The organism is Shinella sp. M31 (assembly GCF_049199205.1).
Taxonomy (GTDB): Bacteria; Pseudomonadota; Alphaproteobacteria; order Rhizobiales; family Rhizobiaceae; genus Shinella.
Genome location: NZ_JBLZPH010000088.1, coordinates 1 through 15,613 on the forward strand (window position 1 = coordinate 1; position 15,613 = coordinate 15,613).

The following is a 15,613-nucleotide window of genomic DNA, read 5'->3' on the forward strand; positions in this document are numbered from 1 at the left end:
TCGTGGAAAAGATGGTGGGCAAACCCGTCGCCGAACTGATCGTCGGCGCGATGCGCGATCCCGTCGCCGGGCCGGTGCTGACGATCGGCGCCGGCGGCATTCTCGTCGAACTGCTTGAGGATTCAGCGATTTTGACCCTACCGACCAACGAGACGGCGATCCGAGAGGCCCTTTCCGGCCTCAAGATCGTCAAGCTGCTGAACGGTTATCGCGGCGGCCCGAAGGGCGATATCGACGCGCTTGTCGCCGCCGTCGCATCAGCGGCATCCTATGTCGTTTCAAACGCCTCAATAATCGAAGAACTGGACGTTAATCCCATAATGGTGCTGCCGGCCGGCGACGGTGTCGTCGCAGCCGACGCACTGATCCGTCTGAGGAAAAACCCATGACCGGACCTATAAGACAGCGCCGCGAAGGCGGCATTCTCGAAGTCACGATCGATCGCCCCAAGGCGAATGCCATCGATCTCGCGACCAGCCGCATCATGGGCAAGGTCTTTGCGGATTTCCGCGACGACGACAGCCTGCGCGTCGCCATCATCACCGGCGCGGGGGAGAAATTCTTCTGTCCGGGATGGGACCTGAAGGCGGCGGCCGCAGGCGATGCCGTGGACGGTGACTACGGCATTGGCGGTTTCGGCGGCATGCAGGAACTGCGCGACCTCAACAAGCCCATCATCGCTGCCATCAACGGAATCTGCTGCGGCGGCGGGTTCGAAATCGCACTGTCGACGGACCTCATCCTCGCCGCTGAGCACGCAACCTTCGCGCTGCCGGAAATCCGCTCCGGCACGGTGGCGGATGCCGCCTCGATCAAGCTGCCGAAGCGCATCCCTTACCACATTGCCATGGACATGCTGCTCACCGGGCGCTGGCTGGATGTGCAGGAGGCGCATCGCTGGGGCTTCGTCAACGAAATCCTGCCCGCCGACAAGCTGCTCGACCGCGCCTGGGAACTGGCGCGCACGCTCGAAAGCGGCCCGCCGCTCGTCTACGCCGCCATCAAGGAGGTGGTGCGCGCTGCAGAAGGCGACACGTTCCAGGCAACCATGAACAAGATCACCAAGCGGCAGTTCCGCACGGTCGATATTCTCTATTCCAGCGAGGATCAGCTCGAAGGTGCACGCGCCTTCGCCGAAAAGCGTGATCCCGTCTGGAAAGGACGATAGGAGAGCGCCCCTGCATCGGGCGCAATCCAGATATTTCCATAAGCCTGGCTTGTGGCGAAAATAGATATTTTAGGGCGTTACATACGGCCTATTGATAGATAGTTTTATAGATCACGAGCCGTTTAGCGGCGGAAACAGGAGGCTTCCGGGAGACGTGACGAGACCGGCATCTGCATAAAAAGCCGGTCGTAAGGTTGCCTTAAAGGCAAAAAACGGAAATTCTGCCAACCATAACGACAAATGCCCAAAACGGGCGCAGCAAAGGGAACAGGGGAATGACTGACTACACCAAATACCTCACCGACCAGGTTTCGCTCGGCAAGATGAGCCGCCGCGAATTCATGGGCCGCGCGGCCGCCTTCGGCGTCACGCTCGCCGTTGCCGGCACGATGTTCGACACCGCCGCCAGGGCGCAGGAGCCGAAGCGTGGCGGCAACCTCAAGCTCGGCCTCGAAGGTGCCGCCGCCACCGACTCGAAGGACCCGGCAAAGGCGCTCTCGCAGTTCATGTTCGTCGTGAACCGCAACTGGGGCGACATGCTGGTCGAGTCCGAGCCGCTGACCGGCAAGGCCGTGCCGGCACTTGCCGAATCCTGGGAACCGTCCGCAGACGCCTCGACCTGGACCTTCGCCATTCGCAAGGGCGTGAAGTTCCACGACGGCAAGGAGCTGACCGTCGACGACGTGATCAAGACCCTGCAGCGCCACACCGACGAAAAGTCGGAGTCGGGCGCGCTCGGCGTCATGAAGTCGATCAAGGAAATCAAGGCCGACGGCGACAAGCTCGTGCTCGTCCTGACGGAAGGCAATGCCGACCTGCCGCTGCTTCTGACCGACTATCACCTCGTCATCCAGCCGAACGGCGGCCTCGACGATCCGAACGCCATGATCGGCACCGGCCCGTTCAAGGTCACCAGCTTCGAGGCCGGCGTGCGCGCCACCTTCGAACGCAACAAGGACGACTGGCGCCAGGATCGCGGTTATGTCGATACGGTCGAGATGATCGCCATGAACGACGCGACCGCCCGTATCGCGGCGCTGTCCTCCGGCCAGGTGCACTATATCAACCGCGTCGACCCCAAGACCGTCGACCTCCTGAAGCGTGCGCCGACCGTGGAAATCCTCTCCACCTCCGGCCGCGGCCACTACGTGTTCATCATGCATTGCAACACGGCGCCGTTCGACAACAACGACCTGCGTCTGGCGCTGAAATATGCGATGGACCGCGAGACGATGCTGGAGAAGGTGCTCGGCGGCTACGGCAAGGTCGGCAACGACTTCCCGATCAACGAGACCTATGCCCTCTTCCCCGAAGGCATCGAGCAGCGCGCCTATGACCCGGATAAGGCGGCCTTCCACTACAAGAAGTCCGGCCACAGCGGCTCGGTGCTGCTGCGCACGTCTGACGTCGCCTTCCCGGGCGCCGTCGATGCGGCCGTGCTCTATCAGGAAAGCGCCAAGAAGGCCGGCATCGAGATCGAGGTGAAGCGCGAGCCCGGCGACGGCTACTGGTCGAACGTCTGGAACGTTCAGCCCTTCTCGACCTCCTACTGGGGCGGCCGCCCGACGCAGGACCAGATGTATTCCACCGCCTATCTCTCGACGGCGGACTGGAACGACACCCGCTTCCTGCGCCCGGACTTCGACAAGATCCTGCTCGAAGCCCGCTCGGAACTCGACGAAGGAAAGCGCAAGGAGATGTACCGCACCATGGCAACGATGGTGCGTGACGAAGGCGGCTTGATCCTGCCGATGTTCAACGACTTCGTGAACGCCTGCTCCAAGCAGGTGAAGGGCTATGTCCACGACATCGGCAACGACATGTCGAACGGCTTCGTCGCAACCCGCGTTTGGCTCGACGCCTGATGACCGGCAACGGACCGGCGCACGGTCCGGAGCTGACAGCAACGGCTGCTGCGGGCGCTAGCCCGCAGTCTGCCGGCGTTGCCGGGTCGGTTGCGTCCACTGAAGCGCCCATTAGCGAAGGCACGCCTTCGTTCTGGGCAAAACTCAGCAAGAGCAGCCCCCTGGTTGCGCTCATCCTGCAACGTCTCGCGCTCAGCGTGGCTTTGCTCTTTGCCGTGTCTCTGATGATTTTCGGCGGCGTGGAAGCCCTGCCCGGCGACTTCGCGACGACCTATCTCGGCCAGTCGGCAACGCCGCAGGCGGTGGAAAACATCCGCAAGGACCTCGGCCTCGACCAGCCCGCTACGACGCGCTACTTCAAGTGGCTCGGCGGCGCGCTGCAGGGCGATTTCGGCAAATCCTGGGCCTCGAAAAATTCGGTCAGCGAGCAGATCGGCAAGCGCCTCGGCAATTCGCTGTTCCTCGCCTTCTTCGCCGCGATCATCTCCGTGCCCTTGGCCGTCGGCCTCGGCATGCTGGCGGTGCAATACAGGAACCGCCTGCCCGATAAGATCATCAACGTCATATCGCTTGCGGCGATCTCGTTGCCCGAGTTCTTCGTGGGCTACCTTCTGATCCTGTTTTTCGCCGTGCAGCTGGGTGTCGCGACCTTCCCCGCGACGGTCTATGACTCGATGACGATCGGCCAGCGCCTGTCGGCCATCGCGCTGCCCACCGCGACCCTCGTCCTCGTCGTGCTCGCCCACATGATGCGTATGACGCGGGCGGCGATCCTCAACGTCATGTCCTCGGCCTATGTCGAGACGGCGGAACTCAAGGGCCTTTCGGGCCTGCGCATCATCGCCAAGCATGCGGCGCCGAATGCGCTTGCTCCCGTCATCAACGTCATCGCGCTCAACCTCGCCTATCTCGTGGTCGGCGTCGTCGTCGTGGAAGTGGTGTTCGTCTATCCCGGCATGGGCCAGTACATGGTCGACGCCGTGACGGTGCGCGACATGCCGGTCGTGCAGGCCTGCGGCCTGATCTTCGCCGCCTTTTACATTTTCCTCAACATGTTCGCCGATATCCTTGCGATCGTCGCGAACCCCAGATTGAGGCACCCGCGATGAGACTTTCTTCTATCCCCGTCAGCGCCTGGGTCGGCATTCTGGGCATCGCGCTCTCCGTCTTCTGCGCCCTCTTCGCCCCCTTCATCGCGCCGCATGGCGAAAGCGAAATCGTCGGTGCCGTCTGGCAGCCGATGGGCGGCGATTACCTGCTCGGCACGGACAATCTCGGCCGCGACCTGTTCTCGCGCCTGATCTTCGGCGCCCGCACCACCATCTTCGTGGCGCTGGCGGCGACCGTGCTCTCCTTCTCGCTCGGCATGCTGCTGTCGTTCACGGCGGCGGTTACGGGCGGGTTCATCGACCAGATCTTCTCGCGCTTCAACGACCTGATGATGGCGATCCCGACGCTGATCTTCGCGCTCGTCGTTCTGGCCGTTCTGCCGCAGCAGCTCTGGATCCTCATCCTCGTGATGGCCGTGCTCGACTCCACCCGCGTCTATCGCATCGGCCGCGCCGTGGCGCTCGATGTGGCGGTCATGGAGTTCGTGGAAGCCGCACGGCTGCGCGGCGAAGGCACGGGCTGGATCATCTTCCGGGAAATCCTGCCCAACACGCTCTCGCCGCTCTTGGCCGAATTCGGCCTGCGCTTCGCCTTCTCGATCCTGTTCCTCTCCACCCTCTCCTTCCTCGGCCTCGGCATCCAGCCGCCGGCGGCGGATTGGGGCGGCATGGTGAAGGACAACAAGGACGGCATCATCTTCGGCATCTCCGCCGCCCTCATTCCGGGCGGTGCGATCGCGGGGCTCGCCATCTGCGTCAACCTCGTCGTCGACTGGCTGATGAAACGCACCTCGAGCCTCAAGGGAGGGCGCGGCGATGCCTGATCTTCTTTCGGTCCGCAATCTCAAAATCGAGGCGACCAGCTATCCGCCGGGCGAACCGCCAAAGACCGTCACCCTCGTCGAAGGCGTGAACTTCGACGTCCAGAAGGGCAAGGTGCTCGGCCTGATCGGCGAATCCGGCGCCGGCAAATCCACCATCGGCCTCACTGCGCTCGCTTATGGGCGCGGCGGGGTCAGGATCACCGGCGGCGAGGTCAAGCTGAACGGCGAAGACCTGCTGAAGCTCGGTCCCTCCGGTATCCGCAAGGTGCGCGGCTGCAAGGTCTGCTACGTCGCGCAATCGGCGGCGGCGGCCTTCAACCCAGCCCATCGGCTCGGCGAACAGGTCATCGAGGCCTCCTTGAAACACGGCATCATGAGCCGTGCGGAGGCGGAAAAGCGCGCGCTCTACCTATTCAGGGTGCTCGGCCTGCCAAGCCCGGAAACCTTCGGCCAGCGTTATCCGCACCAAGTCTCCGGCGGCCAGTTGCAGCGCGCCATGACCGCCATGGCGCTCTGCCCCAACCCGGAACTGATCGTCTTCGACGAGCCGACCACCGCGCTCGACGTGACGACGCAGATCGACGTGCTGGCCGCGATCAAGCACGCAATCGAGGAGACCCACACCGCCGCGCTCTACATCACCCACGACCTTGCGGTCGTGGCGCAGATCACGGACGACATCCTCGTGCTCCGTCACGGCAAGATGATCGAATACGGCTCGGTGAAACAGATCATCGAAGCGCCGACGCAGGACTATACCCGTGCACTGGTCAATGTGCGCGGCACCAAGCGGGAAGAAGCGCCCGACCAGACGGACACGCTCCTGAAGGTCGACAACATCACGGCCGGCTACTCCAACGGCTTCAAGGTGTTGCAGAACGTGTCCCTGCATCTGCCGAAGGGCCAGACGTTGGCGGTGGTGGGTGAATCCGGCTCGGGTAAATCCACCCTCGCCCGCGTCATCACCGGCCTGCTTCCGCCGCAGGACGGCACGATCAGCTTTGAGGGCAAAGTCTTGCCGAAGGCGCTGAAGGGCCGCTCGAACGACGAACTGCGCCGGGTCCAGATGATCTACCAGATGGCCGACACCGCGATGAACCCGCGCCAGACGGTGCGCGACATCGTCGGCCGCCCGCTCACCTTCTATTACGGCCTGCGCGGCCAACAGAAGACGGAACGGGTGAAGGAACTGCTGGAGCAGATCGAGATGGGCGGCCGCTTCGCGGACCGCTACCCGGCTGAGCTTTCGGGCGGCCAGAAGCAGCGCGTCGCCATCGCCCGCGCTCTTGCGGCCAAGCCCGAACTCATCCTCTGCGACGAGCCGACCTCCGCCCTCGATCCGCTGGTGGCCGAAGGCATCTTGAAGCTGCTGCTGAAGCTTCAGGACGAGACCCACGTCTCCTACATGTTCATCACGCACGACATCGCCATCGTGCGCGCCATCGCCGATTCGGTGGCGGTGATGCACCGCGGCAAGCTCGTGCGCTTCGGCCCCAAATCGAAGGTGCTTTCGCCACCTTTCGACGATTACACGGACCTGCTGCTGAAGTCGGTTCCGGAAATGGAGATCGGCTGGCTGGAACGGGTGCTCACCACGCGGCGCATGGCCAGCGCCGGCAACTGATCAAAGCGGGCGGCTTCCAGGCCGCCCGTTTACGTTTATAAAGCCCAAACCCTCCTCCGTCATGTCAGGGCTTGCCCCGAGTATCCATGCCACAAGTGAGGCGAGTGCGGATGGGTGGATCCTCGGGTCAAGCTCGAGGATGACGTAGAGAGTGGGGCGGCCTGCCTCGCAAAACCGCCGAAATCTCCTTCCCCTCAATTCTGCGTGCAGCTCACATCCCCAACGCGGCTGGTCGTCTCGCCCTCGGCCATCACGGTCTCTTCGCCGCGCGCCGTGCAATTGCCCTTCTCGCCGACACCGCTGCGAAACTTCACCATGGGCTGGCCCTCGATCATGATGCTCGGCACGATCTCGTAAAGCTCCGGCGGGCAGTTCACCACGTCGGAGAGCCGGAGTGCCGGGGCGCCGCCGATGAAGACGCTTTGGGCGCCGGTCAGCGCGCATGCGGGGATCGGCGGGGCCGCATCCTCGGCCACGGATAAGGACGGCGACGCCGTTGCAAGGCCCAGAGCCAGTACGGCTCCCGCAAACCGGAAAAATCTCATCGTCCCTCTCCCTTTTCCCGCGCCGAACGGGACAAGGCGCGAAGGGCCTCCAAGGCCCGTTCCCCATCCCGCTCCGGCACGAATATGTGGTCGTGATGGTAGCCGGCAACCACGTTGGCGCTGATGCCCTCGCGCGTCAATGCCGCGGCGAAAGCAGCCGTCAGTCCCACCGCCGCCAGCGAGGAGTGCACGGTCAGCGTGATCATGCGCATCGGCGGGCTGGGGGAAAGGCCACCAGCCGTATCGGCCGGCAGGATCAGCGTCACGCCCTCGGCCTCGTGGAAGAGGCCGATCGGCTTTAGGGCAAGATGGCGCGCCACCTCGTCCGCCGGCACTCAGGCATAGACAAAGCTGCCGTCTACGAGATCCGGCTCCATCGTTTCCAGCAACGCGTCGAGATCGGTGATGCCGCTCATGGATTGGCCATCCGGCGGACGGCATCGCAAAGTGCGGAAAAGCCAGCCTTCGCGCCCTCGCTCATGAAGCGGGCCCGGAGCCAGGCATGGATCATCTGCTTTTCCTCACGATACTCCACCGGCACGCCGGCCAGGATCAGCCGCGCGGCATAGGCCCGCGCGTCATCGCGCAGCGGATCGAAATAGGCACCGGTGATGAAGGCCGGCGGCAGGCCGGCAAGCTCTGTCGCCTGGAGTGGAAAGGCATGGGCCGCATCGTCAGGCGCCTTGTAGACGTCGCGGTAATAGGCGACATCGGCAGTGGAAAGGCCGGGCGCCTCAGCCATCTCCACATAGGAGCCGGAAACGAGATCGCCTCCCAGGCCCGGATAGATCAAGGCCTGCCCGACGATGCCCTTCAGCCCCTCGTCACGCGCCTTCAGCACGATCCCGGCCGCCAGATTGCCGCCCGCGCTGTCGCCGATGACGACCACGGGCCGGCCTTCCTGCAAAAGCGCGACCAGAACGGCCCAGCAATCCTCGAAGGCGGCGGGCCAGACATGCTCGGGCGACAGGCGATAATCGATGGAAACCAGTTCGGCGCCCGCAGCTTCGGACAGTTCGGCGCAGATCGCATCGTGGCTATCGAGCGACCCTACGACGAAACCGCCGCCGTGAATATAGTAAAGCCGCGTCGACGTCGTGACTTCGGCCGGCCGATAGTGCCGCACCGGAATGCGCCCCGCCACCAGCCCATCCTCCTTGACCATGCCCTCTGGCGGCGGCGCGTCGAAGGCAGCGCACAGGGCATCGTACCAGGCGCGCTGCTGCATGATATCGGCGTCGACGGCATCGGCGGGGTAAAAATCCTCGCAGCGTTTGTGGAAGGCCAGAATGCCTTCTTCGGTCGGAGTTAATGTGGCCATTCGATCAAATTTAAACCTTTGCTTGCATGAAATCGCCGAAAATGCATTTCTGCGAGAAGGGTTCTAATGATGGCAAAGTGTGATGGGTCGATTGAAGTCTTTCGCGCGTAAAATTGCGTTTTGTGCAGCCATCATTGTTCTAACCCCTCCGATTGTGCTACTTGGCCTCGCAGTCTTAACCTCAGCTCCCTATGTGGCAGCGCTTGCCATTCGGTCCTTCGTATTTCAGCCGTTCACCGTTCCCGCCAACTCCATGTATCCGACGCTTGAGGCCGGTGGCTATATCGTGACGAGCAAAACGGCCTATGGATACAAGAAGTTCTCGGTCACTTTCGATTTAGGCCCTTCCCCCCGGTCTCTTTCTTGCTCCGCCGCAACGGGGAGACGTCGCTATCTTTCGGTATCCACCAGACCCGAGCATTGACTACGTTAAACGAATTAATGGCTTACCGGGCGACCGCATCCAGTTGAAAGGCGGCCGTCTGTACATAAATGGCGTGCAGATGGCGCGCGAGGAAATCGGACCTTTGCCCTGGGGGAAGGAAACCGGAGGCGATCCGCTGACCGCTTATCGTGAGACCCTGCCGGACGGCAGGACGCACTTGATTGCCGAAGAATCTGACAGGTCCCAAGGGGATGACACCGAAGAGTTTCTCGTGCCAGATGGCCATTATTTCGTTCTTGGAGACAATCGGGACAACAGCGCGGACAGCCGCTACGATGTCGGATTTGTTCCAGAAGAAAATATCTATGCAAAAGTCGTGCTTGCATTCTCCAACTCCAAGGACGGAAAGTCTGTAAAGGCTGCATGGGTCGAGTAAGTGTCTGATTTGAGGTGTTGACGGACCTGGGGTAGACACAGACATGGCATTCACCCTTCGGCAATTGCAATATTTCGTCGCCGTCGCGGAACAGGGGTCCGTGACGCGCGCCGCGCAGAACCTGTCGATTTCGCAGTCCTCGATCACGGAGGCGATCAAGGAACTCGAATCGGACCTCGGCGTCGAGCTTTTCGAGCGCCATCCGCGCGGGCTGACGACGACGCATAACGGCCACCAGTTCCTGCGACACGCGACGAAGATCCTCGCCAATGTCTCGGATGCCCGCTCCTCCTTCTCCGACAGCCGCACGCCGGAAAAGGGCCAGCTCAATCTCGGCGTCACCTCGCTGGTCGCCGGCTACGTGCTCTCGGATCTGCTGTCGCGCTATCGCCGCGCCTTTCCCGGCATCGATGTCAGTGCCATCGAGGACAACGGCTCCTATCTCGAACACCTGCTGGTCGGCGGCGAACTCGACGTCGCTGTCATGGTCATCTCGAATCTCCGCGACCGCATGGCATTGCAGGCGGAGATCATCGAGACCTCGCCCTACCGGCTCTGGCTACCGATCGGCCATCCGCTCGTCTCTGCCGATATCATCTCCGTCAGCGATATCGCCAAGGAGCCGCTGATCATGCTGACGGTCGATGAAATCGAGGAGAACACGGGAAAGCTGCTCTCGGCGCTGGGCGCCCGCCCGCATGTCGCTTTCCGTACGCGCTCGGTGGAAGCCGTGCGCAGCCTCGTGGCGACGGGTGCGGGCATCGCGCTCTTGCCCGATCTCGTCTACCGCCCCTGGTCTCTGGAAGGCGACCGCATCGAAAGCCGCGACGTCTCCGGCGCGCTACCGGTGGTGCAGATCGGCATGGTCTGGCGCAAAGGGTCCAGCCTGCCGCAGGCGGCGCGGGATTTTGTGGGACTGGCGGAAGCGCTGCGCGGTGGGCGCGGACGCTGAGGATCCGTATCAGTTGGATGCCGACGCCCCGATTTTCGCGGTCGGCGTATCGACCAGGCCGCTGCGCAGCCCGCTCTTGCGCCAATGGCCGACCAGCCATTGCCGGGCCGGCACCTCGACCGTCACATGCAGGAACCACGCGGCAAGGCCCGCGATGACGAATGTCAGCGGAATGACGAGCGGTTCCGGAAGGAGACCGCTTAGCGTGTGCCGCGCGAGAAACATCGCCGGCACATGGAAGAGGTAGAGCGAGAAGCTGATCGCCCCGAGAAAACGAAGCGGGGCCGATGCGAAGATTGTCGCAGAGAGCGGCGCTTGCCAGGCAACGAGCGCGACGATGACCGCCGAAGCGAAAGCGCTGTGCACACCCCAGAAACCGGGATCGACTGTGGGCAGGAGATAACGATAGCTCATGAACAGGATCGGCAGCAGGAGCGCCAGAAGACCGATGAACGGCGACCGGGATGCCGGCCCCCAGAGCGCATGCAGGCGGCCGGCCACCGCCCCGAACACAAAATAGGGCAACTTCGAGGGAAGCAGGATGCCCGGCCCCGGCAGGCCAAGCAGCCCATCGATGGCGACGAGCGCCATCAGCACCGCGATCAAGACCGGAAACCGCCGCGGCTGTCCAAGGCAGAGCCAGAGCACGGGGAAGAAGAGATAGAACTGGATTTCCGGAGGCACCGACCAGAAGACGCCGCTCGAGCCGAGCAGCACGACATGCCGCACAAAATCCTTCGTGCCCTGGATCGGCTGGATGTAGTCCAGGCCCGGCGCGATGGAGAGGACCATCACCACGACGACGGCGACGAGATAGACCGGATAGATGCGGGCAAATCGGCTGACGAGAAAATCCAGCACGGCGCCGCGCGTCACCGGTTGCCCGCCATAGAGATAGGCCATCAGGAAGCCGCTCAAGGCGAAGAACAGGCCAACGGCCTCGCTGCCCATGACGGGAAGATGAAGTGCGACGAGGCTTGGAAAGACAAGACCGATATGCGCCATGACCACCAGCACCGCCGCGAGGCCGCGCAAGCCATCGAGACTGGCAATATGTTCCGGCCGGCCCATCGTCACCCGCTCCCTTTCGTGTAAAGCGAGAGCTTCCTCCATAGCTGCTTTACAGACGATTAAAGTACTTCGCCTCGCCAAGCATTCGGAATTTCCGATAGCGACATTCTGATTAATGAATTTGCGAAAGCGGCAAAATCGCGGCACCTTTTCAAACGGGAACAATACCGCCTAAAGCGGCCAAACCGGGAGACTTTCATGAAGCGACTTCTGCATTCCTGCACCGCGCTTACCCTTTCGCTCGCCTTCACCACAGCCGCCATCGCACAGGAGCCCCTGAAGGAACTCGGGCCGGGCGAAGGCGAAGTGTCCATCGTTGCCTGGGCCGGCTATATCGAGCGCGGCGAGACGGACAAGAATTACGACTGGGTGACGGACTTCGAGAAGAAGACAAGCTGCAAGGTCACCGTGAAGACCGCCGCAACCTCGGATGAAATGGTCGCCCTGATGAACGAAGGCGGTTTCGACCTCGTCACCGCCTCGGGCGACGCGTCGCTGCGCCTCGTTGCCGGCAAGCGCGTCCAGCCGATCAACACCGACCTCATCCCGAGCTGGAAGACCATCGACGAGCGCCTCCAGAGCGCGCCGTGGCATACGGTCAACGGCGTTCACTACGGCACGCCCTATCTCTGGGGCCCGAACGTGCTGATGTACAACACTGAAGCCTTCAAGGGCGAGGCGCCGAAGAGCTGGAAGGTGGTCTTCGAGGAAATGACGCTGCCGGACGGCAAGTCCAACAAGGGCCGCGTGCAGGCCTATGACGGCCCGATCCACATTGCCGATGCCGCCCAGTACCTGATGGCACACAAGCCAGAACTCGGCATCAAGGACCCCTACGAGCTCAACGAAGACCAGTACAAGGCCGCCCTCGACCTGTTGCGCGTCCAGCGCACGCTGGTCGGCCGCTATTGGCACGACGCCATGATCCAGATCGACGACTTCAAGAACGAAGGCGTCGTCGCCTCGGGCTCCTGGCCGTTCCAGGTCAACCTGATGCAGGCCGAAAAGCAGCCGATCGCCTCGACCTTCCCGGAAGAGGGTGTCACGGGCTGGTCGGACACGACCATGCTGCATGCCGAAAGCCAGCATCCGAACTGCGCCTATATGTGGATGGAACACTCGCTGTCCGCCAAGGTGCAGGGTGATGCCGCCGCCTGGTTCGGCGCCGTTCCCTCGGTTCCGGCCGCCTGCAAGGGCAATGCCCTCTTGACCGACGGCGGTTGCTCGACCAACGGCTTCGACAATTTCGACAAGATCCACTTCTGGCGCACGCCGGTTTCGAAATGCGAAAGCCAGGGCGAGTGCGTGCCCTACCACCGCTGGGTCTCCGACTATATCGGCGTGATCGGCGGCCGCTGATCGAATACCCCCTCACCTAGCCCTCTTCCCGTAACCGGGGAGAGGGAACGTGCCCCACGTCGAATTTCGTTTCCCGATGTTTTCGCGGAAACGGAAAACGGTGCCCCATGGCACCTTCTCCCCGCCCTGCGGGGAGAAGGTGCCGGCAGGCGGATGAGGGGCAAATCGCCAACCCACCGGGAGCCCCCATGACCGCCGTCCTGTTTCAGCAAGTCTCCCGCCATTTCGGCGCTGTCCGCGCCGTCGACAGCGTGGATCTCGCCATTGCCGAGGGCGAATTCTTCGCGATGCTCGGGCCGTCGGGCTCCGGCAAGACGACCTGCCTGCGCCTGATGGCCGGCTTCGAGCAGCCGACAGCGGGCCATATCGAGATCTTCGGTGAGACGGCGGAGGGCGTGCCGCCCTACCGGCGCAACGTCAACACCGTGTTCCAGGACTACGCCCTCTTCCCGCATCTCTCGATCCTCGAAAACGTCGCCTATGGCCTGATGGTCAAGGGCATCGGCAAGGCCGAGCGGCTGAAGGCGGCCGAAGAGGCGCTCGCCATGGTGAAGCTGCCCGGCTACGGCACGCGCCGCCCCGGCCAGCTCTCCGGCGGCCAGCGCCAGCGCGTGGCGCTTGCCCGCGCCCTCGTCAACCGCCCCCGCGTGCTCCTCCTCGACGAACCGCTCGGCGCGCTCGACCTAAAACTGCGCGAGCAGATGCAGGAAGAACTGAAATCGCTGCAAAAATCCCTCGGCATCACCTTCGTCTTCGTCACCCACGACCAGGGCGAGGCCCTGTCGATGGCCGACCGCATCGCCGTGTTCAGCGACGGCAAGATCCAGCAGCTCGGTACGCCGGAAGAGGTCTACAAGCGGCCGCAGACGCGCTTCGTCGCCGATTTCGTCGGCTCGTCCAACGTGCTGCCGCCGGATTTCGTCGAACAGCTCGGCTTCGGCAAGCATTATGCGAGCCTCAGACCGGAAGACATCGGCCTCGGCGACGGTCCCGGCCGCAAGCAATTCGCCGGTCGCGTGACAGGCGCAAGCTTCCTTGGCGCGGCCAACCGCGTCACGGTCGAGGCAAACGGCGCACGCGTCGCCGCCATGCTGCCGGCCTCCGTCGCCGTTCCCGCACAGGGCGACATGATCACCCTTTCCTTCCTGCCGCAGGACCTGCACACGATGGATGGCGCCCAATGAGCACCGTCACCGATACCTCCATCCTCGCAGGCAGAACCGGCCCCTCCGGGCGGCTCTCGGATTTCTTCTGGCGCAATCCAAAAATCCTGCTGCTTCTGATGTTGACGCCGCCGCTGCTGTGGCTCGGCGTCATCTATCTCGGTTCGCTCTTCGCGCTGCTACTACAGAGCTTCTTCTCGATCGACGACTTTTCCGGGCTGATCAATTACGAGTTCACGCTCGCCACCTACAGGCAGCTGTTGATCCCGTCGAATTTCGACATCATCCTGCGCACGGTCCTGATGGCCGTGCTGGTAACGCTCGCCTCCGCCGTCATCGCCTTCCCCATCGCCTATTACGCGGCGCGTTATGCCAAGGGGAAATGGAAGGTTATCTTCTATCTCGGCGTCATGCTGCCGCTATGGTCGAGCTACCTCGTCAAGATCTATGCCTGGAAGCTGATCCTCGCCAAAGAAGGCATCCTCACCTGGCTCTTCGCCAAGCTGCATCTCCTGTGGCTGCTCGATGCCTGGCTTTCGCTTCCCGTCGTCGGCGGCTCCTCGCTGTCGATCAGCTATACCGGCACCTTCATCGTCTTCATCTATGTCTGGATGCCCTTCATGATCCTGCCGATCCAGGCCTCGCTGGAGCGTGTGCCCGGCAACCTGATCGAGGCCTCGGCCGACCTTGGCGGCAACCCGGCACAGACCTTCCGCTTCGTGCTCTTCCCGCTGGCGCTGCCCGGCATCATCGCCGGCTCGATCTTCACCTTCTCGCTGACGCTCGGTGACTACATCATCCCGCAGATCATCGGCTCGTCCCGGCTGTTCATCGGCCAGGCGGTCTATGCCCAGCAAGGCACGGCCGGCAACATCCCGCTCGCCGCCGCCTTCTCCGTCGTGCCGATCGTCATCATGGGCCTCTATCTCTGGATGGCCAAGCGACAGGGAGCCTTCGATGCGCTCTGATAGAAACGCCTCCGCGCCCCTCGGCCTGAAGGTTGCCGCCGGTCTCGGCCTCGCCTTCCTGCACCTGCCGATCCTGCTCATCTTCCTCTATGCCTTCACTACGGAGGAGAAGAGCTACCAGTTCCCGCCGCCGGGCTACACGCTGCGATGGTTCGCGGTGGCCTGGAACCGGCCGGATGTCTGGGAAGCCATGGGCCTTTCGGTCCGCGTCGCCTCGATCTCGACGGCCGTCGCCCTGGTGCTCGGCACGCTCTGCGCGGCCGCCGTCAGCCGCACGAAATTCTTCGGCCGGGAGACGGTCTCGCTGCTCGTCATCCTGCCGATCGCGCTTCCCGGCATCATCACCGGCATCGCGCTGCGCTCGGCCTTTTCCTTCGTGGAGATGCCCTTCTCGTTCTGGACGATCGTGCTCGGCCACGCGACCTTCTGCGTCGTGGTCGTCTACAACAATGCGGTCGCCCGCTTTCGCCGCATCTCGGGCTCCTTGATCGAAGCGTCGATGGACCTCGGCGCCGACAGTTTCCAGACTTTCCGCTACATCATCCTGCCGAATATCGGCACGGCGCTGCTCGCCGGCGGCATGCTCGCCTTCGCACTGTCCTTCGACGAGGTGATCGTCACGACCTTCACCGCGGGCCAGCAATCGACGCTGCCGATCTGGATGCTGGAAGAGCTCGTACGACCCCGCCAGCGGCCGGTGACGAATGTCGTGGCCATGATCGTTGTACTCGTCACCTTCCTGCCGATCCTCGGCGCCTACTACCTCACCCGCGATGGCGACCAGGTCGCCGGCGGCGGCAAATAACCCAACGATAGGGAGAAC

At 63.1% G+C, this 15,613-nt stretch carries 15 protein-coding genes and 2 pseudogenes; 13 read left to right on the forward strand and 4 right to left on the reverse strand.

Translation table 11 applies throughout. The features are described 5' to 3' along the window. The 6 genes from ACOZKU_RS15130 to ACOZKU_RS15155 all read left to right on the forward strand — a co-directional run. On the forward strand, nucleotides 1-389 hold a 389-nt coding region (locus tag ACOZKU_RS15130), incomplete at its 5' end, for an acetate--CoA ligase family protein (protein WP_421579562.1). Then, on the forward strand, nucleotides 386-1,168 hold the full coding sequence (locus ACOZKU_RS15135) for a carnitinyl-CoA dehydratase (protein ID WP_314085116.1): 783 nt from the start codon (nucleotides 386-388) through the stop codon (nucleotides 1,166-1,168). The genes ACOZKU_RS15130 and ACOZKU_RS15135, both read left to right, overlap by 4 nt. A gap of 275 nt (nucleotides 1,169-1,443) precedes the next feature. Then, complete coding sequence (locus tag ACOZKU_RS15140) at nucleotides 1,444-3,033, forward strand: ABC transporter substrate-binding protein (RefSeq protein ID WP_314085117.1); 1,590 nt, start codon at nucleotides 1,444-1,446, stop codon at nucleotides 3,031-3,033. Continuing rightward, nucleotides 3,033-4,142, forward strand: a complete 1,110-nt coding sequence (locus tag ACOZKU_RS15145) for an ABC transporter permease (protein WP_421579563.1) — start codon at nucleotides 3,033-3,035, stop codon at nucleotides 4,140-4,142. The genes ACOZKU_RS15140 and ACOZKU_RS15145 overlap by 1 nt, the downstream gene beginning before the upstream one ends. Next, on the forward strand, nucleotides 4,139-4,966 hold the full coding sequence (locus ACOZKU_RS15150) for an ABC transporter permease (protein WP_314085121.1): 828 nt from the start codon (nucleotides 4,139-4,141) through the stop codon (nucleotides 4,964-4,966). The genes ACOZKU_RS15145 and ACOZKU_RS15150 overlap by 4 nt, the downstream gene beginning before the upstream one ends. After that, nucleotides 4,959-6,590: an ABC transporter ATP-binding protein gene (locus tag ACOZKU_RS15155; protein ID WP_421579564.1), complete on the forward strand. Its 1,632-nt coding sequence runs from the start codon at nucleotides 4,959-4,961 to the stop codon at nucleotides 6,588-6,590. Before ACOZKU_RS15150 ends, ACOZKU_RS15155 begins: the two co-directional genes overlap by 8 nt. A gap of 194 nt (nucleotides 6,591-6,784) precedes the next feature. On the opposite strand, the gene ACOZKU_RS15160 is transcribed toward ACOZKU_RS15155, so the two are convergent. The 3 genes and pseudogenes from ACOZKU_RS15160 to ACOZKU_RS15170 all read right to left on the reverse strand — a co-directional run bounded on the left by ACOZKU_RS15160 (nucleotide 6,785) and on the right by ACOZKU_RS15170 (nucleotide 8,456). Beyond that, nucleotides 6,785-7,135: a hypothetical protein gene (locus ACOZKU_RS15160; protein WP_421579565.1), complete on the reverse strand. Its 351-nt coding sequence runs from the start codon at nucleotides 7,133-7,135 to the stop codon at nucleotides 6,785-6,787. Next, nucleotides 7,132-7,551, reverse strand: a pseudogene (locus ACOZKU_RS15165) (ACT domain-containing protein). Before ACOZKU_RS15165 ends, ACOZKU_RS15160 begins: the two are co-directional and overlap by 4 nt. Next, complete coding sequence (locus ACOZKU_RS15170) at nucleotides 7,548-8,456, reverse strand: alpha/beta hydrolase (RefSeq protein ID WP_421579566.1); 909 nt, start codon at nucleotides 8,454-8,456, stop codon at nucleotides 7,548-7,550. Before ACOZKU_RS15170 ends, ACOZKU_RS15165 begins: the two are co-directional and overlap by 4 nt. 82 nt (nucleotides 8,457-8,538) lie before the next feature. Here ACOZKU_RS15170 and ACOZKU_RS15175 point away from each other — a divergent pair, with 82 nt between their 5' ends. From ACOZKU_RS15175 to ACOZKU_RS15185, 3 genes and pseudogenes are all read left to right on the forward strand, one after another. Continuing rightward, nucleotides 8,539-8,880, forward strand: coding sequence for a S26 family signal peptidase (locus tag ACOZKU_RS15175; RefSeq protein WP_421579567.1), 342 nt, complete (start codon nucleotides 8,539-8,541; stop codon nucleotides 8,878-8,880). Then, a pseudogene (gene lepB / locus ACOZKU_RS15180) lies at nucleotides 8,834-9,277 on the forward strand (signal peptidase I); the annotation flags it as partial. The gene ACOZKU_RS15175 and the pseudogene lepB, both read left to right, overlap by 47 nt. Nucleotides 9,278-9,320: 43 nt before the next feature. Further along, the gene (locus tag ACOZKU_RS15185; RefSeq protein ID WP_314085131.1) at nucleotides 9,321-10,229 is read left to right on the forward strand and encodes a LysR family transcriptional regulator; all 909 of its coding nucleotides are present in this window, start codon (nucleotides 9,321-9,323) and stop codon (nucleotides 10,227-10,229) included. A 9-nt stretch (nucleotides 10,230-10,238) separates the two neighbouring features. On the opposite strand, the gene ACOZKU_RS15190 is transcribed toward ACOZKU_RS15185, so the two are convergent. Beyond that, complete coding sequence (locus ACOZKU_RS15190; protein ID WP_421579568.1) at nucleotides 10,239-11,300, reverse strand: acyltransferase family protein; 1,062 nt, start codon at nucleotides 11,298-11,300, stop codon at nucleotides 10,239-10,241. Between the two features lie 198 nt (nucleotides 11,301-11,498). Between ACOZKU_RS15190 and ACOZKU_RS15195 the strand changes: the two genes are divergently transcribed. From ACOZKU_RS15195 to ACOZKU_RS15210, 4 genes are all read left to right on the forward strand, one after another. Continuing rightward, nucleotides 11,499-12,659: an ABC transporter substrate-binding protein gene (locus tag ACOZKU_RS15195; RefSeq protein ID WP_117366618.1), complete on the forward strand. Its 1,161-nt coding sequence runs from the start codon at nucleotides 11,499-11,501 to the stop codon at nucleotides 12,657-12,659. Nucleotides 12,660-12,847: 188 nt separating this feature from the next. Next, nucleotides 12,848-13,843: an ABC transporter ATP-binding protein gene (locus ACOZKU_RS15200; RefSeq protein ID WP_421579569.1), complete on the forward strand. Its 996-nt coding sequence runs from the start codon at nucleotides 12,848-12,850 to the stop codon at nucleotides 13,841-13,843. Beyond that, entirely contained in the window at nucleotides 13,840-14,790 is a 951-nt protein-coding gene (locus tag ACOZKU_RS15205; protein ID WP_421579570.1) for an ABC transporter permease, read from the forward strand. Before ACOZKU_RS15200 ends, ACOZKU_RS15205 begins: the two co-directional genes overlap by 4 nt. Continuing rightward, nucleotides 14,780-15,595, forward strand: a complete 816-nt coding sequence (locus ACOZKU_RS15210; protein WP_421579571.1) for an ABC transporter permease — start codon at nucleotides 14,780-14,782, stop codon at nucleotides 15,593-15,595. The genes ACOZKU_RS15205 and ACOZKU_RS15210 overlap by 11 nt, the downstream gene beginning before the upstream one ends. Nucleotides 15,596-15,613: the final 18 nt, after the last annotated feature.

What these genes read in the sequence shown, in the direction of transcription:
- ACOZKU_RS15140 (WP_314085117.1), top strand. Translation starts at nt 1,444, where the DNA reads ATGACTGACTACACCAAATACCTCACCGACCAGGTTTCGCTCGGCAAG.
- ACOZKU_RS15200 (WP_421579569.1), top strand. Translation starts at nt 12,848, where the DNA reads ATGACCGCCGTCCTGTTTCAGCAAGTCTCCCGCCATTTCGGCGCTGTC.
- ACOZKU_RS15170 (WP_421579566.1), bottom strand. Translation starts at nt 8,456, where the DNA reads ATGGCCACATTAACTCCGACCGAAGAAGGCATTCTGGCCTTCCACAAA.
- ACOZKU_RS15210 (WP_421579571.1), top strand. Translation starts at nt 14,780, where the DNA reads ATGCGCTCTGATAGAAACGCCTCCGCGCCCCTCGGCCTGAAGGTTGCC.
- ACOZKU_RS15135 (WP_314085116.1), top strand. Translation starts at nt 386, where the DNA reads ATGACCGGACCTATAAGACAGCGCCGCGAAGGCGGCATTCTCGAAGTC.
- ACOZKU_RS15205 (WP_421579570.1), top strand. Translation starts at nt 13,840, where the DNA reads ATGAGCACCGTCACCGATACCTCCATCCTCGCAGGCAGAACCGGCCCC.
- ACOZKU_RS15195 (WP_117366618.1), top strand. Translation starts at nt 11,499, where the DNA reads ATGAAGCGACTTCTGCATTCCTGCACCGCGCTTACCCTTTCGCTCGCC.
- ACOZKU_RS15185 (WP_314085131.1), top strand. Translation starts at nt 9,321, where the DNA reads ATGGCATTCACCCTTCGGCAATTGCAATATTTCGTCGCCGTCGCGGAA.
- ACOZKU_RS15190 (WP_421579568.1), bottom strand. Translation starts at nt 11,300, where the DNA reads ATGGGCCGGCCGGAACATATTGCCAGTCTCGATGGCTTGCGCGGCCTC.
- ACOZKU_RS15150 (WP_314085121.1), top strand. Translation starts at nt 4,139, where the DNA reads ATGAGACTTTCTTCTATCCCCGTCAGCGCCTGGGTCGGCATTCTGGGC.
- ACOZKU_RS15175 (WP_421579567.1), top strand. Translation starts at nt 8,539, where the DNA reads ATGGGTCGATTGAAGTCTTTCGCGCGTAAAATTGCGTTTTGTGCAGCC.
- ACOZKU_RS15160 (WP_421579565.1), bottom strand. Translation starts at nt 7,135, where the DNA reads ATGAGATTTTTCCGGTTTGCGGGAGCCGTACTGGCTCTGGGCCTTGCA.
- ACOZKU_RS15145 (WP_421579563.1), top strand. Translation starts at nt 3,033, where the DNA reads ATGACCGGCAACGGACCGGCGCACGGTCCGGAGCTGACAGCAACGGCT.
- ACOZKU_RS15155 (WP_421579564.1), top strand. Translation starts at nt 4,959, where the DNA reads ATGCCTGATCTTCTTTCGGTCCGCAATCTCAAAATCGAGGCGACCAGC.